The sequence below is a fragment of the Bdellovibrio sp. NC01 genome, assembly GCF_006874625.1.
GTDB lineage: Bacteria > Bdellovibrionota > Bdellovibrionia > Bdellovibrionales > Bdellovibrionaceae > Bdellovibrio.
This window is the reverse complement of record NZ_CP030034.1, coordinates 603,171-625,243: the sequence shown is the minus strand read 5'-3', so window position 1 is coordinate 625,243 and position 22,073 is coordinate 603,171. Positions and strand designations below refer to the sequence as shown.

Genomic DNA, 22,073 nt, shown 5'->3' with positions numbered 1-22,073 from the left:
TGTTCCTTTGCTAATTCACTCAAAAGTTTCAATTTCTCTGCCTGCTCGTCGTAAGACTGCTTCTGCGTCAGTTCGTTGTAGGCCTGTTCGAGTCTCTTCAAAGCCACCGATAGATAATTGTCCAATTCCTGTTGCATAGTAGCCTCCCTCCTTGGAGAGCGATTCAAGATATCGCATCAACGTCGAGCGAATTTCTAACAATTCGCGCGCTTCTTCCAATGCTTGCAAAACGCGATCATGTAATTGCACTGGATGTGAAAAACGGCTGATTAAACTTTCTAAAAATCCGGTAAAGTATCCACCCACATCTTGTTTGGAACGAATAATGTCTTGTCCAACAAGAATGAGCTCTGACATTTCTGAAGCTTGCAGAGTGCGTTTCGTTAAAAGCTGTTCTCTGCTTGGCAACGCATTCAGAGCACTTGTTAACCATGAAGTCAGAATCTGACCTTGTCGTTGTGACTCAGCCAAAAGTTCCTTCATATTTGCAGTGTGATGTACAAATTCTTGAGCGGCATGGAAAAAATAGGGTTCTAGATCTTTGTGCTCTTTATCCAGGTACAAAGACCATACTGCACGGTCGAGGTCCAGTTGCCCAGAGATCACCTTTTTCTTTTCACCACTCAGCTTATCCCACACGGCTGCGAAAACTTGATCAACCGTGATTTCTTCCGCACATAAATGAGATTTTTGTGTGCAACCCTGAGCATGACCACACGGAGCACACGGCACCGTTGTCGTAATAACTTCTGCATTCGCAGAATAGGCACCCGTTTTCACCGGATCACTGGAACCAATGGCGATTTCAACAATCGGCGTACCGATTTGTGCAGCCAAGTGTTTAATGCTCGTATCACCCGTCACTAGCAAAGCAGCTGCCTGCAAATGTTTTTGCGCGTCTGGAAGATCACAAATCAACAGGTCAGAATCGCTGAAGTACTCAAGCAATTCTGCGCGTTCAAAAGATGCACCAAGAACCTGCACTTTATAGTCTACCAGTGCCGATTCAATAGTGCGTTTAAGTCGTGCGAAATTAAAAAGACCCCAGTTCTTTTTCTGATTGCTGGTTAAGCATTGCAGAAGAACTGTTTTAGATTTGGCTCTTTGTTCATTTTGTTTTTTAGGCACTGGGATATCGAATGATTTTCCCAAAAGCTCAACATAGTGAAACAAAGATTTTTGGTTTGCAGAAAAGCGATCGTTAAAATAACGAAGCCATCTGTTTTCCAAACCGGCAAACTTCCCGTCTGTTTGGTGCAATCCTTTTTTCGCTTTCGCGTCGATGGCCCCAATCAAATAGGCGCTTAATTTTGTATGCGTGAAATTTAAAACCTGATCGTAGCCTTCAGCATTTAGCGACTGAACCAGATTTTCCAATTGCGAATAAGACCACAGAATATTGAATTCCGCCTCACCCAAGCCACGTTGCAAAGCTTCGCGATCAAAAGTAATGAAACGATTCACGACTCCGCTCAACAATCTTTCGATGCTGGAGAATTGCTTATTCACCAATAAATGTATCTCTGCTTCAGGATATTTATCCCGAAGGCCACGCAATAGCGGCTCTTGTTGAATGATGTCACCCAAGCGAAGCAAAGATACGACTAGAATTTTCATCTATTTTACCAATTCCCCTAACGCACGAAACATTTGTTTCTGCTGTTCTGGCATAACGGATGCTTCCACCACTGGCAGAACATCGTTAATAGAAAGAAGGTTGTTGTTTTGGAAATACAACGCCTTCATGTTGATACCGAACTCTTGGAAGTGGAAACGAACTGACTCCACTGTACGGCCTGTTAAGTGAGCAAAAAATTGCGAATACAAATCAACTTGGTTGCCCCAGCACTCACGGAACGAAATCACGTAAGCTCTGTCACGAACAACATCCGCGTAAAGATCTGATTTCATCAAATCTTGCACGTTTTCAGCGATCAAAATATTTACGCGGCCTTCAAGCTCTGGAAACTGAGCTCTGAAAACTGGAAGCAAAGCTTCGCGTGAATCAACAACCGTGATTTGTACAGTTGGATCAAGATCTGCCAATGCAGAAATATGAAAGCCTGAACCTAAACCCACAACCACAACGTGATTTGATGGGAATTGGCCTAATGAATAAACCCATTTCAAAGCCTCACCACGAGGATCACGCAAGGAAGCCAGGGCTTGTCCTTCTTCAAAAGAGATCAAAGAAGATTCATGATTTTCAGAGAATGTGATCATAGACATAATTATGCGGCCCTTTGCGATGATGTAAGTTTCTTTTTAAGTTGGCGTACTTCTTTATGTTCTGGGTTCCACAAAAGAACTCTTTCAATTTCCAAAAGAGCTTTTTCGATTTGACCTGTCGTGCAGAAAAGATTGATCAGCACTAACGACATGTCTTCGTCTTCCTCCACCGAGCCCAGATAGTTTTGAAGTGCTTCAATCGCCTTCAATGTCTTACCATCACGCAAGCCCCAGTTCGCAGCCAAGTGCACTGCCGTTCTGTTTTGTGAATTGATATCAAGAGCCGTCTCAAGATTGGCCCAAGCAAGTTCACTGTCACCAAATTGGTTATGAACCATCGCCAAGCCAACCCATGCTTTATCGTTTTCTGGATTGATCTCGACTGCTTTACGGAAGCAATACAAAGATTTATCGAAATCATTGCGTTGCACTTCTAGCGTACCGAAGTTCACCAAAAGAACGTCAGACGTCGTGTTCACCGTATATGCTTTATTGTAGTATTCTTCCGCACCGTCGAAGTCGCCTTGACGTACGAAGATATTTCCCATGTTTTTATACAACTCGAACAAGTTGTCGTTTTCTTCCGTCAATACAGACAAAGCTTCAAAGTATTTATCCAAAGCTTCCTGATCACGTCCCATTTTGTACAGGGATGTGGCAAAACCGAACAAGCTGTCGAAGCCGTAATCAACAGACAGCAACGTTTTTTGCACGATCAACGCTTCATTGTGGCGTGACGTTTTTTCTAGGCAAAACGCCAACAACTTCAAGGTTTCTGGATTGTGAGAGTCACGATTGCTAGCTTCACGCAAAAGATTCAACGCAAGTTTGTATTCTTTGTGCTTCGCCAACACGCGCGCATTCAATAGATATGTTGGAATCTTGGCATCTGGTCTACCCTCTGACTTCGTTAGAGTAGAAGCTGCAACTTCTTGCTGAGTTTCAGCATCGAAATCGCTGATCGCCTGTACGGTATCAAAATAGATTTTGCCAGCGCCTTCGCTGAGGTTTTCTTGCGGCGTAATATCGCCAAAGGTTTCACTGGACTTTTGAACGAACTGATTTTCCAACATCTGACTGGATCTCCTTCGTGAAGTTGATGGAGCAACACAGATGCCAATGCTTCGTTCTTGATTTAATTTAATCTGAGAAGTTCTGACGCAAGTTTAGTCGTGGGATTTGACTCTTCAACCAAACTTGCTGTCAGTATTTTGTCGGGAAAAAATTTCCTAGACCTCTTCGTCTAGTCTGTTTGTGAAAGTCTTCGTTTTGTAACCGCTAATACCTTTGCGATTACGACGCACTTCCTGAAGTTCCTTAATAATAGAGTTCTTTGCAGTTTCGATACATGCCAAGACCTGGATATCTTGCTCAATGATACGAGTTACGTATTCATCTTTGATCGCCAATGCTTCACAAGCTTGCGCGCGCATATCTTCGGCAAGTTGTACATCAGGACCCATTTCGTTTTGCGCCTTATCGATTTGCGCATCAACGTATTTCAAGACATCAAGGATTCTTTCACGTGTTTGGTAAAAGTGTTGCAGGTTATCAAATTGACCTTGCGCGAAGTTCGCAAGTTCAACCTCATTCAATGAGTAGAACTTTTCCAAATAGTGATTCTTTTCGTTCAGCAACGTGATGATTCTAGTCATGTTCTCCTCCATGAGAATTAACCTGCTTTCTGTCCTGATGAGCTGTCTGATTCTTTTTTGATTTTTTCTACTGCTTGTACCCAACCATCATAAAGCGTTTGCAAAAGCTTTAGATTTGCATGCAATGGCGCTGTATCGCCATGGATGTTGGCTTTCGTGTACTGTTCCATCATGAACATGTATAGCTGCTCAAGCTGAGAAGCGATTTCCCCTCCCACTTTGTGGTCCAGAGTGTTGTTCAGTTCCATGATGATGTCGAATGCACGACCGATGTTCATACCGCGGTCAGCGATCTTCTTTTCTTCGATGGCTTTGATTGCAAGTTTTGTGAACTTGATTGCGCCTTCATAAAGCATAAGCAAGATTTTCTCTTTGCTTGCACTTTGCACCGACGTGGCTTTGTACTTCTGTTGATATGCGTTTTTGTTCATTGCTCCCTCTTCGTCCTAAATCGGAAAACTATTTTCTAAAAACTAATTACCTAATTAATTCTATCCACCCTGTCGAGACATCGCCGCAAACTTCGCTTGTTGCGCCTGCATCTCTGACATTTTGGTTTCAAGGTCAGCAAACTTTTTACGTAAGCTGTCCTCTTTTCTTTCAAGCTGTCGTTCTTTCGTATCAATACGTGAATTGATCTGCTTGATCTGAGAATCCAAACCTTTTTTACGGTTTGCGATGCCCCCGAATTGACCATTCGTCAAATTCGTCACCATTCTTTTCACGTTCGCTACGAAACCTGTAGAGAAGCCGTCTCCTCTGAAGAAGGCAGCGACTCCTTGTGGATTTGCATTCAGAACTTTATTGAACTTGTCCTGGCTGAAATCCAAAGTACCGTTACGATTAAATGTAATACCCAATTCGCTAATACGAGTGACCGGAGACTGCACTCCATTCACCGGATTCAAAAGCGTGCTACGTAAGCTGCTTTCAATCGTGCGAAGCAAACCGTCACCACCCAAAGGACCCAAAGATGGATTTCCACCCTTTGCACCCGGTTGCAATTGATGCTGCTTTTGGATAAATGCCAAAGCCGCATTGTATGCATCGACAAAGCTTTTCACTTTACCGCTGATGACTTCTAAATTTTCTTTCACAGTCATGTTGATCACTTTTCCTGGAGCCGCCGATTTCAAATCAAGCGTCACACCCGGAATAATGCTCGTCGACTTATTCTCCGGAAGTTCAATTTCAAACCCGTCCACTTTGACCTTGGCATTTTTTGAAGCTCGGGACTGATCGAAATACATGTCCTGATCTCCATCCAAGAGATAAATTTTTGGGAACGTAATTTGTTTATCGTCCCCTGTGCCAAGCCCTGATACCAAAAGCTTGAACGGATTTTCTTTGTCCTTACGGTCTTCCAACACTTGCGCTTTTAAGCCAACGTTCGCAGAGTTAATTTGCTTTGCGACGCCATCAAGAGTTGAATTCTTGCCGTTGATATAAACTTCTTTTTCACCCTCTTCAGTTTCGAACTTGATGTAACCAACACCAATCTGAGTTTTGTCCTTGTCAGGAAACCCGTTCGAAATCGCCGCAGGTTTTTCCGCCAACTGTACAACTTCCAAAGAATAATTCCCTGGAACCGCCGTTGCCGGATCAAGTGCACCATCGACAACTGTGTTATCGCTAGTCACAAACTTTTTATCAGTGAAGCCACCATTACTTGTCAGCTCGCCCAAGTTTTTAGTGATGTCGTTCACTTTGGTTTCAAGCTCCGTCACGAGTTTCAACTTTTCGTCTTTCTCGGTACGTTTCTCTTCCATTTGCTTCACAGGAATACGCTCAGCATCCATGAGCTGATCGACGATATTTGGTGGTAGCCCAGAGGCCATTCCTGTAATGCGTATGCCTGCCATGAATTTATCGTCTCAAATTCATACAGCGACCGTGAGTCAATTAAATGTCTAGAGTTAGGGCTAGCGACGAGTAAAAACTCGCTCTATTCGAATTTATGCAGCAGCGATTTTGACAGAGGGGTCTTTTTCAGGACGTACATATAGGAAACAAATACTGCTCGGAAAAAAATATTAAGCAGATCTCTTCAGAAGCTGGCCTCGAGGAGAATCATCTGTCGGCAAAGTCCACAACTCTGCTTCAGGAATTCTACGAATCAGTGTGCCCAAGTTATCTTTTACAAGAACGAAGCGCGCACCGTCTTCATTCACAAGCTCCACGGACCAACGATGCTCTTTGAAAGCAGGAAGCGCACGCAAGTGCTGCATCGAAGTTTCAAGTTGCTCTTCTGTCATTGGAGGTTTTTGCTCTTGCTGCTGTTGCTGATAACTTTCTTGGCCGTTCGCATCTCTGTCATGCGCGGAATCAGATTGAATAGCGCGACCCGCTCGGTCGACCGCTTTCACTTCTGGCGCATTGATGTTTGGAATAAGGCCTTTAATGTTCATAGCGATACACTTATCGGCCTTGAATGCTGAGGACTTAAGCACGCACGTCCCAGGTCGAGAATTTCAAGGCCGATGTCGAGTCGTGATCGCGAACTTTCTTAGCGAGTACCTCGAGAAAAAGTATCCATCTGTGAATCGTCTTTTTTCTTGAGCGGTGATTCTTCATTCTTTTCCTCTTTTTTCAGAGGCAGATTGTGCATCGCGGGACCGTTCAGAACTTCTCCCATTTTACTGAAGCGCGAACCGTGACAAGGACAATCCCATGTTTCTTCTCCGGCATTCCACTTTACGATTCCGCCGGCATGGGTGCAGATCGCTGACATCTTATGAAGTGAACCTTCTTTATCACGATAAACAGCGGTTTTGGTTAAACCTGAATTCACTACGCAGCCTTCGCCTGGCAGTAATTCAGTCAGATCTTTTTCATCGCGATAAATCCAATCCGCGTATTGAATTCCATTCTGTAAATTGTCTTTTAAAAAATCATTGAGGCCGCTGAGATGAAATCGACTTGGATCATACACCGACCCCCAACGATGTTCTTTACCTTCAATCAAATCCGTCAGGATCATCGAACCGATGGCAGCATGTGTAATTCCCTGCCCTGAATCGCCCGTATGAATGAAAACATTTTTATCTCCGGGATTTCTGCCAATGTATGCAAGGCCATCCATGGGTTCGATAATTTGTCCCGACCAACTGTAAACCACCTGCGGATCTTTCAAACCCAATCTTTCGGTGACCCATTGTTGAATTCGTTCAAAACGCAACTCGGGATGTTCTTCTTGCCCTACGCGGTGATCTTCTCCCCCAACGATCAGAATGTCATAATCACGCTCAGGCGACGCATCGATACGGATGTAATGATAAGGATCGTGAGTATCCCACATCAAAGCTTGATTCACACTGCCACGCGGAACTTTAATTCCCAACACGTAAGAGCGAAACGCCGCTTCTTTAGCAATAATGGAAATCAAATTATTCACGGGCACATTTGTCGCCATGACGACTTTTTGTGCGGTGACTTTCGTACCATTTGCCAATTCCACCCACGGCGCTTTCACATCGTCGTGAACTTTAACAACTTGTGAGCGCGTGAAAATCTTCGCCCCCCTATTTCTGATGATATTTATCAATGCACTTGTAAATTTTAAGGGATGAAATTGCGCCTGATGTCCGAAGCGCAGGGCTGCACCCATATCAAAGAACATTCCATGCGTATTTTCTAAAAGCTCGACCTCAATCACTCCACAGGTTTTTGCGGCTTCCAGTTCCTTTTGCAAAGTTTGTATGTCATCGCCTTCACCAAGGAAAAGATAGCCATCGACGCGTTTAAAATCACAATCAATATTTTCTTCACGCGCGATTTGCTCTAACAAATCGATAGCCTCATGATGACTTTGATAAGACAACTGAGCTTTTTCTTTGCCATGCTTTTTTAAAATTTTTGTGAAGTGATCATCAAAGGCATCAGAAATATGCGCGGAAGTTCGCGACGACTCGTTGTATCCCAAAGGGTCTTTATCTAGCAGGACGACTTTATGTCCTGCTTTCAGCAAGCGATACGCAAGCAATAATCCGGCAAAACCAGTTCCCACAATACAAATTTCAGTCGTGATAGATTCACTCAACGGTTCGAGATTTGGGAAAATGATATCTTCCTGCCATAAAGACAGGTGACTTTGTTGGTATTGTGCCATGGTTCCCCCTCTGAAAATAAATTTTAGCAACTCCACGACGATCCTCATAAGTGCCCGAGGCCCAGTGTCGATAATCACCACAAATCATGTCATTGCTCAAAATGGTCTGCGAAATTTTGTGTGAACTGGTTGCGGGTCTACAATGCAGATATGAACTCGTAAGAGAAATGGAGGCATTTATGAAAAAAACATTAGAAGGAAAACGCGTAGCAATCGTTGCCACGGATGGTTTTGAACAATCCGAACTGTTTGAACCGAAGAAAGCGTTAGAAGATGCCGGAGCACAAGTCGACATTGTCTCTTTAAAGTCAGGAAAAATTAAAGCCTGGAATAAAAAAGATTGGGGCGAATCCATCGACGTGAATGCCACAATCGATATTGCTGATGAAGAGGATTACGATGCCTTGATGTTACCCGGCGGTGTGATGAATCCTGACAAACTTCGCCAGGAAGAATCTGTCGTTCATTTCGTTGAAGACTTCATCGCGCACGGAAAACCGATTGCGGCTATCTGTCACGGCCCCCAAGTTCTGATTGAAACGGGATATCTTCGTGGAAAAAACATGACCAGCTATGGCTCATTAAGAACAGACATGATTAATGCGGGAGCAAATTGGATGGATACAGAAGTTGTTGTCGATAACGGCTTAATCACAAGTCGTAAGCCTGACGATATTCCTGCATTTAACAAAAAGATGATCGAAGAATTTGCGGAAGGTCCGCACGATGTTTCACTCTTTGGCTCGATGTCGAATCGAAACGAGAAAAAGGACAGAAGTCTTCATCACTAACTGCCCCACACCTTAAGTACCCCAGGGTGAGTATTAAAGCACCCTGGGTAGGTTGGTACCGAGAGGACACGGAGGCATCCTCTCAGAACAAAACTCTTTTAATATTAACCAATCAATTTCATCGCTGCATTCGGCATGGAGTTAGCTTGTGACAATACTGATGTATTTGCTGCCATCAATACTTGGTTACGAGCTGACTCAGCTGTTGCTGCTGCTACGTCAGTATCACGGATACGTGAGTTCGCTGCAGAGATGTTTTCGTTTTGCACACCCAAGTTATCAACTGTAGATGTCAAACGGTTTTGAAGGGCACCAAGACCTGCGCGGAAACCGTTCACTTGCGTTTGCGCTTTATCGATTTTCTCTAGAGCTTCTTGTGCGCCCTCTTTAGAAGAGAAGTCGAAACCAGCGATACCCAAGTTATCGATAGATGCGTTTGTCTCAGCCGCGTTGTAAGAGATACGGTCCGCTTCAGAGTCGTTACCTGTACCTACTTGGAAATCAAACTTATCGCCTGAACCGTCGATCAATTTCGCATTACCAAATCTTGTTGTTTGAGTAATACGTTGTGATTCAGCTTTAAGTTGTTGAACCTCTTTATTCAAGAAACCGCGTTCTGTATCACCGATAGTGTCAGAAGAAGCTTGGATACCCAACTCACGCATACGAGTTAAGATATTTGAAACCTCATTCAAACCACCCTCAGCAGTTTGTACCATCGAGATACCATCGTTCGCGTTTCGTTGTGCTTGACCTAAAGATCTGATTTGGGATTTCATACCCTCACTGATCGCCAAGCCGGCAGCGTCATCGGCTGCTTTATTGATGCGCGATCCAGAAGCCAATTGCTCCATAGATTTGCCAATTGCACGTTGAGACTGGCTCATCGTTCTTTGCGCATTCACGGCAGAAATATTTGTAGAAATTCTCATTCCCATTTGGGACCCCCATTAATTGCGGCAGCCTTATACCTACTTAGGCTTGCCTGTTGTACACGTTGGGACTTCACTTCCGTCTAGGGCTCTACAAGCGATTCTCATCAGGCAGTCACTCCTTCAGAGTCTCTCGAGCGTTTCGACTTTAGTTCCGTCGTTGCTTCTGACATACCTTTCGGCGAGGTCTGTGAAGCCTTTAGTCACGTCCAGCAAAACTAGACCATGGTCCCGAAAAACCTAGACCAAGGCCCTGAAATCCAGCCCAAAATCCACAAAAAACCCCGACCAAAGCCCGGCCCACCAAATCCAAGACTCGCCAACAGAAGAGGGTGTCTGTCGTTTTTTTGGGTCTACATCGCGTCAGATTTTTTTGAATTTCGGATTCACACGAAGGTATTGATGTATTTAGTGCGGGTATATCTAAGAAAGAAGTTTGCTCTTCAGTCGAGAATGGGAAGAAAGCAATTTATCAATCAGTCAGAGTATCCATATCACGTCACTGCTAGATGTATTAATAAGGAATGGTTCAGCCAAAATCCGGAAGTAGTTTGGGAGGTGATGACTAGAAATTTATATTTCATCAATCACGCGTTCAACTTGCGAATCCAAGCATTCGTATTGATGAGTAATCATTTTCACATGCTAGTAAGAGCACCTGACGGCAACATCAGTGAAGCAATGAAATTCTTTATGACTCAAACGAGCAAAGAGATTTCAAAGTTAAGTAAAAGAATCAACCACTGTTACGGCGGAAGATTCCATCGCACACTAATTGCCTCTCCACTCTACTATTTGCACGCCTATAAATACGTTTACCGAAATCCGGTCACAGCAGGATTAGTTGAAAGAGTAGAAGATTATAAATTCAGTTCTCTTCATGGAGTTTTAGGAAATAGTTGGATGGAAGTACCCGTTCAAGAAGATGATAATTGGGGAAATTGGGAAACAAGACAAGCAACTCTCGCTTGGTTGAATACTGCACCATTAGAAGAAGATTGGGATTTAGTCAGAAAGGCGCTCAAGAGGCCAGAATTCGTTCTTAGCAAAGTTAACAAGCGTTCTTCAGACTTGGAATTTAACGCGTTGTAGACCCAAAAAAACGACAGACACCCTAAAAATCCCCAGAAGGCGGAGGCCTTCTGGGGTGGGCTTAACATGAGCAGTTTTTGTGGGCGACTACTCATTGAGAGGGCTCTATCCCAAGAAAACCCTCTCGAATTGCTAATTGTGGTTCGTAACTTTTTATTTATTAACTAAAGAGCTTTCTTTCGCTCATGCTCCCGCAGCTTCGGGTGTAGGCCGAAGTTGAAGGAGCTTTTTCTTGGATATTAACTAGCTAAGGCTGTGTGGATTAAACTTAGCCCACTAGTTTCATAGCTACGTTCGGTAACATGTTCGCTTGTGACAGAACCGATACCGCCGTATTTTGGAGAATATTCGCAGACGCAAGTTCTGCAGTTTCTTTCGCTACGTCAGTATCACGGATACGTGAATTCGCAGCAGATAAGTTTTCATAAGACACATCTAAGTTAGAGACCGTAGATTCAAGTCGCGATTGAGTCGCACCAAATCCCGCACGCATCTCTGAGACCTTCACCAAGGCTTTGTCGATTTTCTCTAACGAGTCTCGAGCATCACCTTTGTCGGCCATGGCAATTCCGTCGATACCAAGATTACTTGCAGTCGCATCGGCATCGAAGGTCACCTTAATCATATTATCTTCACCGGCATTCGCACCGACTTGGAATTGCAAGTCACCGCCAGAGCCGTCGAGGAGTTTTCTATTACCGAACGTTGTTGTTTTCGCAATACGGTCCGCCTCTTGAAGAAGCTGTTGCGTCTCTTTGTTCAAGAATCCGCGCTCTGTTTCACCGATAGTGTCAGAGGCTGCTTGAACTCCAAGCTCGCGAAGACGAACCAAGATATTAGAAACTTCAGAAAGACCACCCTCACCTACTTGCGCGAATGAAATCGCGTTGTTGGCATTATTACGGGCAGCAGAGATACCTCTTAACTGTCCTCTGAAGTTTTCGGAGATCGCCAAACCGGCAGCGTCGTCGGCGGCGTGAACGATACGGCTACCAGAAGCTAATGCCTGCGCCGAATGTTCGGAACGTTTCTGCTGAGTACCCAACACACGTTGTGCTGCGATCGAAGCAGTATTGGTCGCGATTCTTAAGCCCATAGTAATCCTCCTTGGGATTTTTGAGATCAAGTCGCTGTCTTTTTTGGGAATCGGAATAAGATCTGTGGTCGCACCACTTACCTTCAGAAAAAATCCGGGATCCAACAACGTACTATGATCTGCGTTTTAAAATTTCCTAACTCTCACTAACTTAAAAATTGGAATAAAAGGTTGGAGCAGGTTCCTCGATGACAGCGGTGACTGACGCTCTCGTCGAGGAACTTGTCCGAAGAGGGATTCCTGCTTTTCAGGAGAAGGAGGGGTCCGTATTCGGTTGCACCAACGTGTACGAGGTAACGTATCGACGAAGGTCCAGAAAACTTTAGGCTTTGGTCCAGAAATTTTTTGTGAGGTTTATTAAACCCCTGATTTTATTGATAAAAAATTTTGCAAGAAATATCGCCAAAGGTCTAGCTAGACCTCGACTAAGGGTGGGAAATCGAAGAAAAATCAACGTTTTATGTTACACAAAAATGAGACCTTAAAGCTCCTACTCCACCGATTTAGGAGGAGCAGAAAGCGATGCGGGACGAGCCCCATAAGGCCCTTCAGGAGAGATAATAATCTCTTTTTTCAAGCCAGGATAACCACGGCGATCGCGCACTTCTTTCGCTTCCTCCTCTGAGGCGACACGGAATTCAAACGCATTTGTTTTATCGCCGAAGCCTAAGCGTGCCAGAGTATTTTCGCGCGCCAGATGATTGTAGAAACCCGTAAAGAAGTCGAAACGATTGGCACCATTAATTCCACCACCCGCATCGCGCACGACAAGGAAACCATCATGCGTTTGTCCATCAGGCATCAACTGTCCTACTAAGCGCGGAACAAAAATCACGTCACCTAATTTATAAATTTTCAAATCAGCAGCGACGGTAAAGTACGGATCAAGACACGTATTGCGCATGCCATAGCCATAAGGACAACGACGAATATCCACTTCTACAAAACGTGGAATCGTATCAGGACCGCGCGCATAGTAGTTAAACGAACGCATGCGCGAATCTTCAGAGACAATGAAACAAGAACCTTGCATCACACAGTTATTGAAATCACGCAAACACATCACGGCTAATACTTTATCTTCAGGAGATTTCATCTCTGTGATTTCGGAAGCATCGCACTTTGTGCGATCAACACGAATCGTCGGCTTGTAATAGATTGTGGGATTTAACATGTTCGCATCGCCGTCAGACGCCTTCGATGCCGCACACGACACGATCTGAGAAGCGAAAGCAAAAAGAACGAGGACTTTCTTGAGTGTTTTCATTCGAGCTCTCCCTTCCTAACCCCATTGATAACAAAGAAAGGCGATTATTTCAGGAGGAAGAGCGAAAAGACAAAGCCTCTTATGAAGCTTACTTAAGTGTAAAACTGCTATTCAACTCTGCGTTGATAGCGCAACAAATATTCATCGACAAGTCGTTGATAATTCACGTTTTTCAAAGCTTGTTTGAGTTTATCAATCTTGCCTGCACTCTTTTCATTAATGCCGATGAACAACTCTTTTGTTTCCAAAATTTTAGGATTCACTTCGACTTTAGTGAAAACTTCGGCCGAAGAATTAAATAAAAAATATCGGGCATTGTTAATATCGGTCATCGCTCCGTCGAGTTCTCCCGACGCAACTCTAGTCAAGTTAATGTCATCAGAGATAGCCGTTTCAACTTTGATCGCACCTGACTTCACAAGACGATTAAATTCTTCCGAGTAATTGTAGTCTTGAGTCACACCGATCTTCTTTCCTTTGAGATCCGAAAGATTATTCCAGACTAAAGGTTTTTTACGCTGTTGAATGATTCCGATCGGCGAAGAAAACAAGGCTGGTGATCTGATAAAACCCGGCTTCAACGTATCGTACCACATAGGAAAATAACCAAAGACCTTAGGTTCTGCGGCTTTTTTGATTGTTTGCGACCACGTGTAGAAAACGAATTCCACTTCAACACCAACAGTTTTCAAAGAGTCGCGAAGAGCTTTAGCCGCAGCCCCATTTTCCGCGCAACGCGAGCACGTGTAAGGCGGCCATTCGAGTGTATTTATTATCCAGTGTTCCGTCTGAGCCTTAACCTGGAACGTCACACCAAAGAATACAAAAACTAGTACAAGGATCGGTTTTATTACATTCATTTAAGGTCTCACTCTACGGGCTGGTTTTCACTCTAAAAACACAACTACTCGTTGCCGTGTTTCCGCCTGTAAGATATCAATAACTTTGCGAGGCAATTTTATAGCATGACTTTACGACTAAGGATCTTCTTATTCAACCTAATCTCGGTCTTTCTCGCGACCTTTGTTGTTGCAATTATTGGCCTCAAGATTGTTGAATCCACGGTTGTCGACAGCACTTACGAACGCCTCACACAAATTCGCATCGCAAAAACAACGGCCATCGAAAATTATTTCCGCGATTTGCAAATGGCGATCAACCTTATTGCATCTCACGAATTGACGGACGATTTGCTGGGATCGGATAGTCCCGATGCGCAACCCGAATTCCGTCGCCTTCTCGACAACTACGTTCTTGATTTCAACATCTACGACATGGCTTTGCTTAATCCCAAAGGCAAAATTCTTTACACCACTCGTAAAGACATTGAGGACGGAGTTTCCGTCTACAAGAACACTGCCGGCGGAACAAAGTTAAAAGATCTATTCACGTGGGCGCAGAAAGCACAGGAAGGCAGCACTCTCTTCCTGGACTTCGACAAAGACCCGATCAATCCAAAAATTTCTACGGGATTCGTTGCTTCGCCGATCTATCGCAATAATAAATTCCTGGGTGCTGTTCTTTTAAAAATTTCCATTTCCGAAATTGATCGCATTACCAGTGACAACTTCGCGTGGGCGACTCACGGCATGGGTCAAACCGGCGAAACCTTGATTTACGGCGAAGACTGGAGCTTGCGTAACACCGGTCGTTTCCGCGTTGAAAGCGGTGGTTCTAACGGGACTGAAGGCGAGCTGTTCTCGAGCAACCGTGGTGATGAAGATATCAAGAAAATCGAAAACCTCAGCGAGGTTCGCGAAACCGGTATCGATTATCGTGGGCAAAAAGTCATTCGCTCGATCGGTAAGATTTATTTACCAAATGGTGAGCTGTGGTACATCCAAAGTAAAATCGACGAAAGCGAAGCCTTCGCCGTCTTGGATCGAATCGCGATCGCATCCAGTGCCGCTGCCGTCTTGATCTTCATCTTGTTCTTCTTCGCAACATTCGCTGCGACTGGAAAAGTTGTCGAACCAATTCAACTATTGACGGACCGTTTGGAAAAACTGGGCGCGGGTAACTTAACTCAAAAAATCAATTATCATTCGAAAGACGAAATTGGTTTGCTGGTTACGAAATACAACCAGCTTGCCGACCGTCTGGAAACAACCGTGGTTTCCAAAGAGTTCCTTGATAGCGTTATTCAATCGATTAAAGCATTCCTCTTCATCGTTAAAGTCACGCATCACGATGATTGGCGCCAAGCTTCGTACATGATTTCGCAAGCGAATGAAGCCGCGCTGAAACTTTTAGGTTTAACGGCGCAACAGGTTTCTAAGATCGACTTAAAAACTTTGATTCACTCCACGGAAGAGTTCCAAAACTATACTTGGCTTTTGCAAACTCGCCACAGTATCGAAGCTGAAATCGTCAACCACGATGGTCGTCGCATTCCGATCTTGATGAACTGGGCGGCTTTACCAAATCGTACAAGCAAAGACTTAACATTCGTGTTCGTATGTACTGACATCACGGATCGTATCCAGGCCGAAAACGCTTTAATCGAAGCGCGTGAACAAGCCGTCAAAGCATCGCAAGCGAAATCTGAATTCTTGGCGCGTATGTCCCATGAAATCAGAACGCCACTGAATGCGATCATCGGTATCACCGACATCTTAGGTGAGTCAGAATTGAAGCCAGAGCAAGCTCAGCTTGTGCGCGTGTGCGCAAATGCCGGTGAAAACTTGCTGGCCCTGATCAACGACATCCTGGATATCTCGAAAATCGAAGCGCGCGAAGTGCGTTTGGAAAAAATCGCCTTCGATCTTGAAGCGACAACAAAAAATATTTGCGACATCTTAAAACAAAAAGCCAATGAGAAGAGCCTGAACTTCAACTTGAAAGTTGATTTGGATCACGCGGAAACTCACATGGTCATCGGCGACCCGACTCGCCTTCGTCAGATTCTGTTCAACTTGATTGGTAACGCCATCAAGTTTACGCAAACGGGAGAGATCTCTGTCAAAGTTGACTTCGAAGGTAAAGAACACAAATTCGTGCGCTTTGCGATTCGTGATACAGGAACTGGGATCCCGAAAGACAAGCAGCACTTATTATTCCAAAACTTCGTTCAAGCCGATTCATCAATCACTCGCAAATTTGGCGGCAGTGGTTTGGGCTTAACGATTTCAAAGAACCTTGTCGAACTGATGGGTGGACGAATTTGGTTTGCCAGCGAGGAAAATAAAGGAAGTACGTTCTTCTTCACAATTCCTTACGTTCCGACAGACGCGAAAGCGCTGGAAACAACTCGCACTTATGAAGAGCCTATCCCAGCATTGCCGCTGACTGATGTGAACGTCGCTAGAAACGCGCGTATTTTAGTTGTCGACGACACTGAAGATAATCGCTTCTTGCTTTTAACTTATTTAAAGAAATATCCATTCGACGTTGTTCAAGCGGAAAATGGTAAGGTCGCGGTGGACAAAGCCACACATGAAAGCTTTGATTTGATTCTGATGGACATTCAAATGCCTGTGATGGATGGCTACGTTGCGACTCAAAAAATTCGCGCGTGGGAAAAACAACATGGGAAGAAAGCGATCCCAATCATTGCCGTCAGCGCCAACGCCATGGCTGAAGATGTACAAAAATCTTTGGATGCTGGCTGCACAGAACACCTAACTAAACCGGTAAAAAAGACTGCGCTCTTGGAAATGGTCCAGCGTTACACTATCTAGAATCATATAAATAAATTTCTAATTGTTGATGTAATCAGTTGCTATGATTAAAATTTACGTTAGAGTGCCCGCACTCTGTAAGAGTCACTCCGAGGATTGAATGTTCAAGTTCTGGAAAGATCTGTCTGTCTCGAAAAAACTGTATGCAGTAGTTGGCTTCATGGCCTTCCTTGTTGCGCTCGAGTTAGTCACGCTTCTTTTTGCGATGAACACTCTATCAACGTTACGTGCCTTCGTCGGTGGCGAAGGTTCGTGGTCTAAGGCGCAGAAAAACAGCATTCACAGTCTTTATCTTTATATCCTGACGCAGGAACCGAAATACTACGAAGATTTCTCTTACAATTTACGAGTGAACTTGGGTGATCGCCAGGCACGCTTGGAACTGATGAAGCCCGCAGCTGAGCGTGACATGAAGAAAGTCTTTGAAGGCTTTCGCCAGGGTGGTGTTGCTGAAGGCGATATTCCAGGTGCTGCAAATCTGCTTTTGCGCTTTCATAACGCCCCATACATCGATCATGCACTGGTTGCGTGGGAACAGGCTGACGTTAAAATTGATCAGCTCATGCACTTCGCGGCAAACATTCACGACGTGATCAGTTCAGGGCGCGCTGATAATAAAGAAATTAAACGTATTCTTATCGATTTACATAAGCTCAATACTGAAATCACAGCTTTAGCTGATGATTTTTCTGCGACAATTGGCGACGGTGCGCGCTGGCTTGAACACATCTTGATGGTGACATTGTTCTTTGCAGTCCTGACAGTAGAAAGCACGGGCCTGATGCTAACGGTGTCTTTCAACCGCAACCTAAGCCGCAGCCTTGCAGAGCTGAATCGTGCCGCCAAAGACCTTGGCGAAGGCAATCTTTCACAAACAGTTCCTGTTCGCTCGAACGACGAACTGGGACAGCTTGCGATGACATTGAATAAAATGAATTCTGACTTGGAAAAAAATATCGGCCAAAGGATGCAAGCCGAAAATGCCAACCAAGTGAAGACCTTATTCCTTGCGAACATGAGCCACGAGATTCGTACTCCGCTGGGAATTATTCTTGGTCTGACAGAAATCATCAAAGACAACAATCTGTCAGAAGAAGAGCGTCTTAAGTACATTCATATTATCGAATCTACCGGTAAAAATTTAACTGGCATTATTAACGACATTTTGGACATCACGAAAGTTGAATCAGGCCACTTGCAATTTCAAGGCAGTGATGTGCATATCGACGACGTGATCAGCGAGATCTCGACAATGATGGGCATCAAAGCGGATTTGCAAGGCAATCGTTTTGAAGTGAAGAAAGAAACGCCAGTTCCTGAAGTGATCTTCACGGATAAAAGCCGTCTGCAACAAATCCTGATTAACTTGATTAACAATGCCATCAAGTTTACTCACAACGGAACGATCCAAGTTTGTTATGGTTTGAAAGATAAACAGATTTATATCGACGTGAAAGACACCGGCATTGGTATTCCTGCTGAATCCAAGAAAGACTTGTTCCAAACGTTTTCGCAAATCGATTCATCAAGCACGCGCCGTTATGAAGGCACAGGCTTAGGCTTGGTTCTTTCTAAGAAGATCGCACAATCTTTGGGTGGTGAGGTCGTTCTTCTAGAAAGTTACGTCAACAAGGGCTCTGTCTTCCGTGTAACGATTGCGACGGATATTCCTGACGTTGAAAAACCAGCGAAAAAGCCGGCCGTGGCACAGAACAAACCAGATCTTATGCAACTTCAGGGCAGAAAAGTTTTGATTGTCGACGACTCCAGCGACAATCAATTGCTGATTCAACTGTACTTAAAGAAAAAAGGCGTGATTTCGGAATTCGCTGACAATGGCGAAATGGCTGTTAATAAAGCCTTAAATAGCAACTACGACGTCGTGCTGATGGATATGCAGATGCCCGTTATGGACGGCTACACGGCGACTAAGCGCCTGCGTGAACATGGCTTTACAAAACCGATTATTGCTTTAACTGCACATGCGATGTCTGAAGATCGCAACCGCTGCATTGAAGCTGGCTGCAATGACTATCTGACAAAACCAATCGATTCAGGTGTCCTCTACATGACCCTGCTCGATTATATGTCTTAGTTTATAGAACTTTTTCTTCAACAATTTTGCCGTTACGAATCGTGCTGACTTTGTTCGCAAGATATTTCACGTCTTGTTCGTCATGAGTCACCAGTAACGTCGGAATTTTTTCCACTTCGATCACATGTTTTACCAAACGACGACTTTCTTCGCGCAACTCTTGATCCAGTGCTGAAAACGGCTCATCGAGTAATAACAAGCGTGGCTCACCCATGATCGCACGAGCAATTGCGACACGTTGTTTTTCACCGCCCGAAATAATACTAGCAGGTCTTTCCAAAAACGATTCCATTTTCAAAATCGTCGCCAGTTCTTTCAAACGATTGCGGGACTTTTCTTCACTGATTTTACGAGCGCGAGCGGCGAACAAAATGTTCTCTTTAGCCGTCATATGCGGGAATAAATCTAAACTTTGAAACACAACTCCTAAATGACGTTGCGGGGTTTTGACTTTCGCAAGATCGACACCTTGAAAATTCCATTTCATACCAGGGCACGTTTCTAAGCCTAAAAGAATTCTAAAGACCGAGGTCTTTCCTGAACCCGACGGGCCCCATAGCACAGTGACTCCTTCATCAAGGATTTCCCACTGTGGGATATCTAATTTAAAGTCGCCATAATCACGGCGTAAGTTTTCGACGAAGGACACGACTTCCCCCTACACAAATTGCAAAACAAATTAAACCTGCAACCACAATCAACAGACTTAGCACTGTTGCCTGATTCAGGCGATAGCTCGACATCAATGTCTCGGTCATCATCGCGATACTTAAATCACGATGGGCTAAAATTCTTGAAACTGCGAAATCCCCGCAAGCCCAGATCGAAGCGATCCCGGCAAGAACACCCGCTCGTGAAGACAGTTGTGGAAATAAAATTTCCCAAAAGATCTGCTTCGAAGACGCTCCCATACAGCGCGCGACTGTCATTTGTGAATGCAATGAATGAAGCTCTCCATCCCAACCCATGCGGAATAAGCTGTTTAAGCTTAAAAGCGTTAACGCTAACGGAATTTTGATAAATGGATTGATGCCTTCGTTAGGACCGAAGATCAATAATGCAAAACACGCAAGCGAAGTCGACGGTGCCACATATCCATTTAAGAATTTTTCAAACCACGCTTTCGGCCAACAGAACGCAATGACCATAAGACCTACATAACAAAACACACCGACACTAAGGCCCACACTCAAGCTGCCTAAGAAATTCCACACAATCGCCGACTGTGCTTCATAAAAAGTCGAGAGCATCTTCACGCCAGCAAATAAACCCTGCACATACCCTGCAAGGTAAAGAAGCGAAATACCACCGATAACTAAAATACCCGTTGGCATGCGCACAAGATTCAAGTTCGCAAGACGACTTCGGTGTGAGCCCTGCCCTTTGCCTGCGATCCAGGATAGCGCGAAGATAAAGATGGATTGAAGGAATGCTAAGAAAACCGCATTGCTCCAATCACTCGATAAACGGATCTTTTCATAAATCAATACTTCGACCGTTGTGCCTTTGCCGCCACCCACGATTAATGGAACCGAGAAGCTGCCGAAACACACCACAAAAATGAAAAGCCACAAAAGCCATAAGTCTTTTTTCAACATTGGGATTAGACCCTTTGTTAAAAAATTAAAACGGCTGGAACCTTCGACGTAAGCAAGCTCGATCACTCCACCCACTTTATTTTCAATCAATCCTGCCAACAACACCGCAGCCAGGCCGAAGTTCATAAGCGTGTGAATGAAGACGATACCCGTGATCCCCATGGGAAAAGGATCAACAACGTTCAATGTCGCTAGCAAAATAAAGATAGGTGGCAGAAAGTTCGGAAGCAGACACAGGATCTCTAAAACCATGCGGTAATGACGACGATGGTTTGTGAAAGTCAAAAGACCTAGAGCAGACCAAAAACCAAATATCAAAGCAAAGACTGCGGAAAAGAATGCTTGTAAGAAACTATTTTTAAAAGCCCACGCCAGCTCAGCCCAATCTGTTCTACCGCCAAAACGAAATTGGGTTAGCAGAAACAGAAATGGGAATACCAAGAATAGCACTAAGCTAAGACGTAAAAGATTACGCAGGTTCAGTTGACTCAATTAAGTTCGCCTCTGCGGATGTCCGTCCATTTTTTCAATAAGCGATCGACTTCAGTCGTCGATAGGATTTCGAACTTATCCATCGTTTTCATCGGCGGCAAAGTCGCAAATGGAGTATTTTCGCGAACACCCTTCATCACCGGGAACATATAGTTCTTTTCCATGATGATTTTTTGCCCTTCAGGAGAAAGCATCAAATTCACAAACTGTTCAGCCAGATCGCAGTGACGACAGAATTCAGGAATACCTACGAATTCAAATTGTAATGGCAAAGCCTCAACGAAAGAGACCGCGTAGTACTCTTTCTTTTTTTCTTCAATTTCGTGATACAGCGGTGACGTCACATAAGAGTACGCCATCTTTGCTTGTTTGTTTGTGAACAAGCCATAAGCTGTCGACCATGTCGGTGAAAAGCTGTGCGCTTGGTCCATCATCTTTTGAATGAACTTAAAGCCTTCGTCTTCACCTTTTGTACGAATCACCCAATACAAGAACTGCATACCCGGAGAACTCGTGCGTGGATCTTCCAACGCGATTCTTTTATTTAACTCTGGTGATAACAACTCATCCATTGTGGAAGGAACTTTGGAAAGCTCCCCTTTTCTTGCGATGAACGTTAAAGCACCCCAGTCATAAGGAACAAAGAAGTTATTTGAAAGAGCTGGCTTCACAGAGTCATAGACATCCATTTTACCAAGACTGAGGCTTCTCCATTTTTGTTCATCCATTGCTTTTGAAAGATCGAATTGATCAAGGCCGACTACGAGGTCAGCTCCTAAACTTTCGCCTTCAATGCGCAGGCGTTGTAACAAGATTCCGGAATCGCTGCCTTCGATGAATTCCACTTTGCATTTGCAGTGTTTTTCAAAAGCTTCTTTCAATAACGGGCCTGGGCCCCAACGCCCTGTGAATGAAGAATAACCGAATACACGCAATGTCGCTTGCGAACCTGCAACTGGATTTGAATCAGGACGGTTTAGTACCGCCAAGAACAAACCCAAGAAGATCACCGCAAGGAAGATAATGAAATGTCTCATG

General features: G+C 44.3%; 19 protein-coding genes. 4 read left to right on the top strand and 15 right to left on the bottom strand.

Features of this window, described 5'->3' with window-relative positions:
- Positions 1-15 precede the first annotated feature (15 nt).
- The 8 genes from DOE51_RS03035 to DOE51_RS03000 form a co-directional block, all read right to left on the bottom strand.
- A complete protein-coding gene (locus DOE51_RS03035; protein ID WP_142695116.1) occupies positions 16-1,617 on the bottom strand; it encodes a glycosyltransferase family 9 protein in 1,602 nt (533 codons plus the stop codon).
- Positions 1,618-2,223 (bottom strand): hypothetical protein, encoded by a 606-nt coding sequence (locus DOE51_RS03030; RefSeq protein ID WP_246845304.1) that lies wholly within the window; start codon positions 2,221-2,223, stop codon positions 1,618-1,620.
- Between the two features lie 8 nt (positions 2,224-2,231).
- A complete protein-coding gene (locus DOE51_RS03025; protein ID WP_142695114.1) occupies positions 2,232-3,302 on the bottom strand; it encodes a lipopolysaccharide assembly protein LapB in 1,071 nt (356 codons plus the stop codon).
- A gap of 156 nt (positions 3,303-3,458) precedes the next feature.
- On the bottom strand, positions 3,459-3,884 hold the full coding sequence (locus tag DOE51_RS03020) for a hypothetical protein (RefSeq protein WP_142695113.1): 426 nt from the start codon (positions 3,882-3,884) through the stop codon (positions 3,459-3,461).
- Positions 3,885-3,901: 17 nt separating this feature from the next.
- Complete coding sequence (gene fliS, locus DOE51_RS03015) at positions 3,902-4,315, bottom strand: flagellar export chaperone FliS (RefSeq protein WP_142695112.1); 414 nt, start codon at positions 4,313-4,315, stop codon at positions 3,902-3,904.
- Positions 4,316-4,375: 60 nt separating this feature from the next.
- Positions 4,376-5,746 carry a flagellar filament capping protein FliD gene (gene fliD / locus DOE51_RS03010; RefSeq protein WP_142695111.1) on the bottom strand — a complete coding sequence of 457 codons (1,371 nt, stop codon included), beginning with the start codon at positions 5,744-5,746 and terminating at the stop codon, positions 4,376-4,378.
- A gap of 171 nt (positions 5,747-5,917) precedes the next feature.
- Positions 5,918-6,292 (bottom strand): hypothetical protein, encoded by a 375-nt coding sequence (locus DOE51_RS03005; RefSeq protein ID WP_142695110.1) that lies wholly within the window; start codon positions 6,290-6,292, stop codon positions 5,918-5,920.
- A gap of 98 nt (positions 6,293-6,390) precedes the next feature.
- Positions 6,391-7,992, bottom strand: a complete 1,602-nt coding sequence (locus DOE51_RS03000) for an FAD-dependent oxidoreductase (RefSeq protein ID WP_168196380.1) — start codon at positions 7,990-7,992, stop codon at positions 6,391-6,393.
- 179 nt (positions 7,993-8,171) lie between these two features.
- On the opposite strand from DOE51_RS03000, the gene DOE51_RS02995 reads away from it, so the two are divergent.
- Complete coding sequence (locus tag DOE51_RS02995) at positions 8,172-8,783, top strand: type 1 glutamine amidotransferase domain-containing protein (RefSeq protein WP_142695108.1); 612 nt, start codon at positions 8,172-8,174, stop codon at positions 8,781-8,783.
- 104 nt (positions 8,784-8,887) lie between these two features.
- Here DOE51_RS02995 and DOE51_RS02990 read toward each other — a convergent pair whose 3' ends face one another.
- Entirely contained in the window at positions 8,888-9,721 is an 834-nt protein-coding gene (locus tag DOE51_RS02990) for a flagellin (protein ID WP_142695107.1), read from the bottom strand.
- A 447-nt stretch (positions 9,722-10,168) separates the two neighbouring features.
- Here DOE51_RS02990 and DOE51_RS02985 point away from each other — a divergent pair, with 447 nt between their 5' ends.
- On the top strand, positions 10,169-10,807 hold the full coding sequence (locus DOE51_RS02985) for a transposase (protein WP_168196379.1): 639 nt from the start codon (positions 10,169-10,171) through the stop codon (positions 10,805-10,807).
- A gap of 268 nt (positions 10,808-11,075) precedes the next feature.
- On the opposite strand, the gene DOE51_RS02980 is transcribed toward DOE51_RS02985, so the two are convergent.
- The 3 genes from DOE51_RS02980 to DOE51_RS02970 form a co-directional block, all read right to left on the bottom strand.
- Positions 11,076-11,903 (bottom strand): flagellin, encoded by an 828-nt coding sequence (locus tag DOE51_RS02980; RefSeq protein WP_142695105.1) that lies wholly within the window; start codon positions 11,901-11,903, stop codon positions 11,076-11,078.
- Between the two features lie 490 nt (positions 11,904-12,393).
- A complete protein-coding gene (locus tag DOE51_RS02975) occupies positions 12,394-13,170 on the bottom strand; it encodes a 3D domain-containing protein (RefSeq protein WP_142695104.1) in 777 nt (258 codons plus the stop codon).
- A gap of 107 nt (positions 13,171-13,277) precedes the next feature.
- Positions 13,278-14,030, bottom strand: coding sequence for an ABC transporter substrate-binding protein (locus tag DOE51_RS02970; protein WP_142695103.1), 753 nt, complete (start codon positions 14,028-14,030; stop codon positions 13,278-13,280).
- 105 nt (positions 14,031-14,135) lie between these two features.
- Between DOE51_RS02970 and DOE51_RS02965 the strand changes: the two genes are divergently transcribed.
- Together DOE51_RS02965 and DOE51_RS02960 are read left to right on the top strand one after the other, a co-directional pair.
- Positions 14,136-16,850 (top strand): ATP-binding protein, encoded by a 2,715-nt coding sequence (locus DOE51_RS02965; RefSeq protein ID WP_142695102.1) that lies wholly within the window; start codon positions 14,136-14,138, stop codon positions 16,848-16,850.
- A 100-nt stretch (positions 16,851-16,950) separates the two neighbouring features.
- Entirely contained in the window at positions 16,951-18,945 is a 1,995-nt protein-coding gene (locus DOE51_RS02960) for a response regulator (RefSeq protein WP_142695101.1), read from the top strand.
- A 1-nt stretch (position 18,946) separates the two neighbouring features.
- On the opposite strand, the gene DOE51_RS02955 is transcribed toward DOE51_RS02960, so the two are convergent.
- Genes DOE51_RS02955 through DOE51_RS02945 form a run of 3 tightly spaced genes read right to left on the bottom strand, consistent with a single transcriptional unit; the run spans position 18,947 to position 22,072 of the window.
- Complete coding sequence (locus DOE51_RS02955; RefSeq protein ID WP_142695100.1) at positions 18,947-19,594, bottom strand: ATP-binding cassette domain-containing protein; 648 nt, start codon at positions 19,592-19,594, stop codon at positions 18,947-18,949.
- Positions 19,566-21,035: an ABC transporter permease subunit gene (locus DOE51_RS02950; protein ID WP_246845302.1), complete on the bottom strand. Its 1,470-nt coding sequence runs from the start codon at positions 21,033-21,035 to the stop codon at positions 19,566-19,568. The genes DOE51_RS02955 and DOE51_RS02950 overlap by 29 nt, the downstream gene beginning before the upstream one ends.
- The gene (locus DOE51_RS02945) at positions 21,032-22,072 is read right to left on the bottom strand and encodes a thiamine ABC transporter substrate-binding protein (protein WP_142695099.1); all 1,041 of its coding nucleotides are present in this window, start codon (positions 22,070-22,072) and stop codon (positions 21,032-21,034) included. The genes DOE51_RS02950 and DOE51_RS02945 overlap by 4 nt, the downstream gene beginning before the upstream one ends.
- Between the last annotated feature and the right edge of the window lies 1 nt (position 22,073).

What these genes read in the sequence shown, in the direction of transcription:
- DOE51_RS03035 (WP_142695116.1), bottom strand. Translation starts at nt 1,617, where the DNA reads ATGAAAATTCTAGTCGTATCTTTGCTTCGCTTGGGTGACATCATTCAA.
- DOE51_RS03030 (WP_246845304.1), bottom strand. Translation starts at nt 2,223, where the DNA reads ATGATCACATTCTCTGAAAATCATGAATCTTCTTTGATCTCTTTTGAA.
- DOE51_RS03025 (WP_142695114.1), bottom strand. Translation starts at nt 3,302, where the DNA reads ATGTTGGAAAATCAGTTCGTTCAAAAGTCCAGTGAAACCTTTGGCGAT.
- DOE51_RS03020 (WP_142695113.1), bottom strand. Translation starts at nt 3,884, where the DNA reads ATGACTAGAATCATCACGTTGCTGAACGAAAAGAATCACTATTTGGAA.
- fliS (WP_142695112.1), bottom strand. Translation starts at nt 4,315, where the DNA reads ATGAACAAAAACGCATATCAACAGAAGTACAAAGCCACGTCGGTGCAA.
- fliD (WP_142695111.1), bottom strand. Translation starts at nt 5,746, where the DNA reads ATGGCAGGCATACGCATTACAGGAATGGCCTCTGGGCTACCACCAAAT.
- DOE51_RS03005 (WP_142695110.1), bottom strand. Translation starts at nt 6,292, where the DNA reads ATGAACATTAAAGGCCTTATTCCAAACATCAATGCGCCAGAAGTGAAA.
- DOE51_RS03000 (WP_168196380.1), bottom strand. Translation starts at nt 7,992, where the DNA reads ATGGCACAATACCAACAAAGTCACCTGTCTTTATGGCAGGAAGATATC.
- DOE51_RS02995 (WP_142695108.1), top strand. Translation starts at nt 8,172, where the DNA reads ATGAAAAAAACATTAGAAGGAAAACGCGTAGCAATCGTTGCCACGGAT.
- DOE51_RS02990 (WP_142695107.1), bottom strand. Translation starts at nt 9,721, where the DNA reads ATGGGAATGAGAATTTCTACAAATATTTCTGCCGTGAATGCGCAAAGA.
- DOE51_RS02985 (WP_168196379.1), top strand. Translation starts at nt 10,169, where the DNA reads ATGGGAAGAAAGCAATTTATCAATCAGTCAGAGTATCCATATCACGTC.
- DOE51_RS02980 (WP_142695105.1), bottom strand. Translation starts at nt 11,903, where the DNA reads ATGGGCTTAAGAATCGCGACCAATACTGCTTCGATCGCAGCACAACGT.
- DOE51_RS02975 (WP_142695104.1), bottom strand. Translation starts at nt 13,170, where the DNA reads ATGAAAACACTCAAGAAAGTCCTCGTTCTTTTTGCTTTCGCTTCTCAG.
- DOE51_RS02970 (WP_142695103.1), bottom strand. Translation starts at nt 14,030, where the DNA reads ATGAATGTAATAAAACCGATCCTTGTACTAGTTTTTGTATTCTTTGGT.
- DOE51_RS02965 (WP_142695102.1), top strand. Translation starts at nt 14,136, where the DNA reads ATGACTTTACGACTAAGGATCTTCTTATTCAACCTAATCTCGGTCTTT.
- DOE51_RS02960 (WP_142695101.1), top strand. Translation starts at nt 16,951, where the DNA reads ATGTTCAAGTTCTGGAAAGATCTGTCTGTCTCGAAAAAACTGTATGCA.
- DOE51_RS02945 (WP_142695099.1), bottom strand. Translation starts at nt 22,072, where the DNA reads ATGAGACATTTCATTATCTTCCTTGCGGTGATCTTCTTGGGTTTGTTC.